Origin of the sequence: Acinetobacter sp. C15 (genome assembly GCF_013420645.1) — a bacterium.
Classification (GTDB): domain Bacteria; phylum Pseudomonadota; class Gammaproteobacteria; order Pseudomonadales; family Moraxellaceae; genus Acinetobacter; species Acinetobacter indicus.
Map to the genome: position 1 here is coordinate 1 of NZ_VOXR01000093.1, position 3,225 is coordinate 3,225.

Here is a 3,225-nt window from a genome sequence, read left to right on the forward strand (position 1 = left end):
CCAAGCAGACGTGCACAGAAAACAGCAATTCAAGAACGAAATCTAAATCCTGTGCTTGACTTGGAAATGTCCATATAGGACATTTCTATTTGGTTATTAGGTAGGACATTTCTACTTTGGAATAACAGGGTTTTTAACTCCAAAATATAAATATCAAAAACTTAACAAACTAAGATAAATGCAAAAAAAACCGATTTTGAAACAAGTTGGCTTTTTTATGAGCAGTTTTTATAGTTTTTGCCAATAATTTCGTTTAAAAAGTAGTCGATTTTGCGATTTTCCCTGATAACTCAATACCTGAACTTCGCAAATTATTCGCAATTTCTGCGGATAAACCTTGGGGTAAGTTTTGAGCAATGTTGTAAGCTCAGGCTGACATGAATTAGGGAGCATTGCGTCTATGTCACCGCAGGGATTTTTCATATAATGGGGACATAGAGAACAGGATGTTCCAACACATAAAACAATAATGATAAGTGCAACACCAGGACGTGAGGTACGACAGGAGTTATACCTAAACACCCAATACGAAAAAGCCCGACAGGATGTCGGGCTTTTTTTATATTTAGTATTTAAAGAAAGCCTTTTTCCTTTAAATAGGATACTGCTGCAAGAATATATGATGAATTGAATGTTACATCTGTATAAGTTGATGGGGAATGACTCCCAGTTTCCCTAAAAACTTTATAAAAATTATCAACTTCATCGAAACTTATCGGTCGAATATTATCTTTATTGTTATGAACAAATAATTTTCCATCTTCACTAAATATGCAAAATTTTGACTTTCTTGACTCAGTCTCTAAATTAACAGGTGTAGAAAAATTTCTAACTAAAATTTCATATAAATTAATGTTCATATCATTTATCTCATTGTTTTGATGGTTATATTTTTTTTCTAACGTATCCAGACTCAATAAAATTGCTTCTCTAGCTAAAAATGATTTAGTTCGCTGAGTTTTTTCTGCTACTTCATCTAATCGCTTTTCTAATTCTACTGGTAATCTGAGCATTAGCATTTCAATAACCTTTATCTAATTGTATATCAATTAGAGTACATCATTAGGATTGACTTTGCAATTCCTGTTTTTTAGATAGTTATTCAATAAAAAACTCCTATTTAGGAGTCTTTCATATAAGAGATTTTATGTTAAATAGCCCTCAACAGAGGGCTATTTTTAATACTAAAAATTACATGCTTTTAAGACATAAGGATTCATATGCTGCACCTTTAGCTAAAACAGTCTTCAGCTTACCATTCGTGGTTATTTGCAATAGTGCCAAATAGATTCATTTTCGATACTCTTACTTCAAAGCCAAAATTTTTCGGGCACCATTAAGTACGAATAAAGAAACCAGTATGCCAATGATTAAGTCTGGATAAGCTGATCCCGTCCACGCCACGAGTACACCGGCAAATATAACGCCCATATTTACGACAACGTCATTCGCCGAGAAAATCCAACTGGCTTTCATATGTGCGCCATCTTCTCGATGACCAGAAATAAGATATAAGCATGTCACGTTAGCTATAAGTGCGAGCAGGCCAATAACAATCATGAGCGTTGATTCTGGCTCGCTTCCAAACATGAATCGTCTAATGACATCAACAATCACGATAACAGCAAGTAATAACTGAATCCAACCTGCGAAATGGGCTGCTTTTATTTGATATTTCGCAGCTTTTCCGACGGCATATAGCGCAATACCATAAACGGCTGCATCGGCAAACATATCTAGAGAATCAGCAATCAATCCTGTAGACGCAGCAATAATACCGCTGATGAATTCTATAAAGAAAAGTAGAGCATTAATACCTAATAACAGTTTAAGTACTTTAGCTTGTCTCACAGGATCAGGTTCATTAGGTATATCGCCTGAAGAAAGCTGTGTTTCATCAAGTTTCGCCCCAAAACCCAGTCCTTCGAGTTTAGCCGTAATTTGCTGAATCCCTTCATTATGGAAGACTTTCAGTTTTCGATTGGGAAGATCAAAAGTAAGACCTTTAACTGCTTCAATATCTGCAAGAGCCATACGGACCATTTGCTCTTCAGCAGAGCAATCCATTTTAGGAATGGTGTAGGTACTTGTTTGCTTAGCCTGTTGATTGCTTATATAAGTTTCAGTCTTCACAAGCTTTGCACCAAAACCCAAAGCTTCAAGTTTGGTGGTTATATTTTCATCTTTTTGATTATGTAGAACCTTTAAAGAACGGTTAGGTAAATCAAAGATGAGTTTTTGAACACCATCAATTGAAGATAGCGCCATACGAACCATCTGTTCTTCCGCAGAACAATCCATTTTGGGAACTAAGTATTCACTCATGTAGTGCGAATCTTTTAAAACGTCTTCAGTGCTTAAATTTTCTTTGGGATCAGAACCATAACAGGATTGAGCGGTATCTTCACAACTGTTTGAAGTGTTACAGCAAGGAGATGAAGATTTTTTTTCTTCCTCTTCACCACAACAGCTAAGCGTATTATCACAATTCTTTGAATTGTTTGCTTCTGCAATTGATGGATGATTTTCTTGTTGAGATTTCTTATCTTCGCATGGTGTTTCTTTACTACATCCACAACCACTCATAATTATACCCATTAAAAAAATTATAAACTTTGAATATTAGAATCCCTATAGTTACTATAGAGTCAAGAATCTTTGGAAATACTAACTCAATGCATTTAAAAATTGGTGAACTCTCTAAAAAAACCTCATGTTCAGTATTAACAATTAGGTTTTATGAAAAGGAAGGTTTAATTCCGGAACCGGAAAGAACGGAAGGAAATTACCGCCTTTACGATGTAGGCTATATTGAGCGAATTAAATTTATTTTGAATTGCCGAACTTTAAATATGAGTTTGAATGAAATTCGTCAATTACTTACCTATAAAGACAAACCTGAGAAAAATTGTTCAGATGTGAATGAATTAATTGACTTACATGTCAGTGCTATCAGAGAAAATATAATCAAGCAACAAAAGCTTATTGAACAACTATCTGATTTAAGAGGTACTTGTGATGGTTTATGTACAATTGACCAATGTGGAGTTTTAAAAAATCTAGCTTGATTATCTAGACCTATGCTTTTTTCAAAAAATCGGCACTGTTGCAAATAACCACGAATGGTAAGCTGAAGACTGTTTTAGCTAAAGGTGCAGCATATGAATCCTTTCCATGGTCGGCATTTTCAGGGCGAAATCATTCTTTGGGCTGTGCGCTGGTATT

The 3,225-nt window shown here is 34.9% G+C and carries 3 protein-coding genes; 1 reads left to right on the forward strand and 2 read right to left on the reverse strand.

Annotation, left to right across the window (positions count from 1 at the left end; genetic code table 11):
- Positions 1-572 precede the first annotated feature (572 nt).
- Positions 573-1,013 carry a ribbon-helix-helix domain-containing protein gene (locus FTT63_RS15100; RefSeq protein ID WP_218954024.1) on the reverse strand — a complete coding sequence of 147 codons (441 nt, stop codon included), beginning with the start codon at positions 1,011-1,013 and terminating at the stop codon, positions 573-575.
- A 292-nt stretch (positions 1,014-1,305) separates the two neighbouring features.
- A complete protein-coding gene (locus tag FTT63_RS15105) occupies positions 1,306-2,586 on the reverse strand; it encodes a cation transporter (protein WP_004668302.1) in 1,281 nt (426 codons plus the stop codon).
- An 89-nt stretch (positions 2,587-2,675) separates the two neighbouring features.
- Here FTT63_RS15105 and cadR point away from each other — a divergent pair, with 89 nt between their 5' ends.
- Entirely contained in the window at positions 2,676-3,068 is a 393-nt protein-coding gene (gene cadR / locus FTT63_RS15110) for a Cd(II)/Pb(II)-responsive transcriptional regulator (RefSeq protein WP_007484277.1), read from the forward strand.
- Positions 3,069-3,225: the final 157 nt, after the last annotated feature.

Excerpts from the sequence above, each read along its gene's own strand:
- FTT63_RS15100 (WP_218954024.1), bottom strand. The coding sequence starts at position 1,013 with ATGCTCAGATTACCAGTAGAATTAGAAAAGCGATTAGATGAAGTAGCA.
- FTT63_RS15105 (WP_004668302.1), bottom strand. The coding sequence starts at position 2,586 with ATGAGTGGTTGTGGATGTAGTAAAGAAACACCATGCGAAGATAAGAAA.
- cadR (WP_007484277.1), top strand. The coding sequence starts at position 2,676 with ATGCATTTAAAAATTGGTGAACTCTCTAAAAAAACCTCATGTTCAGTA.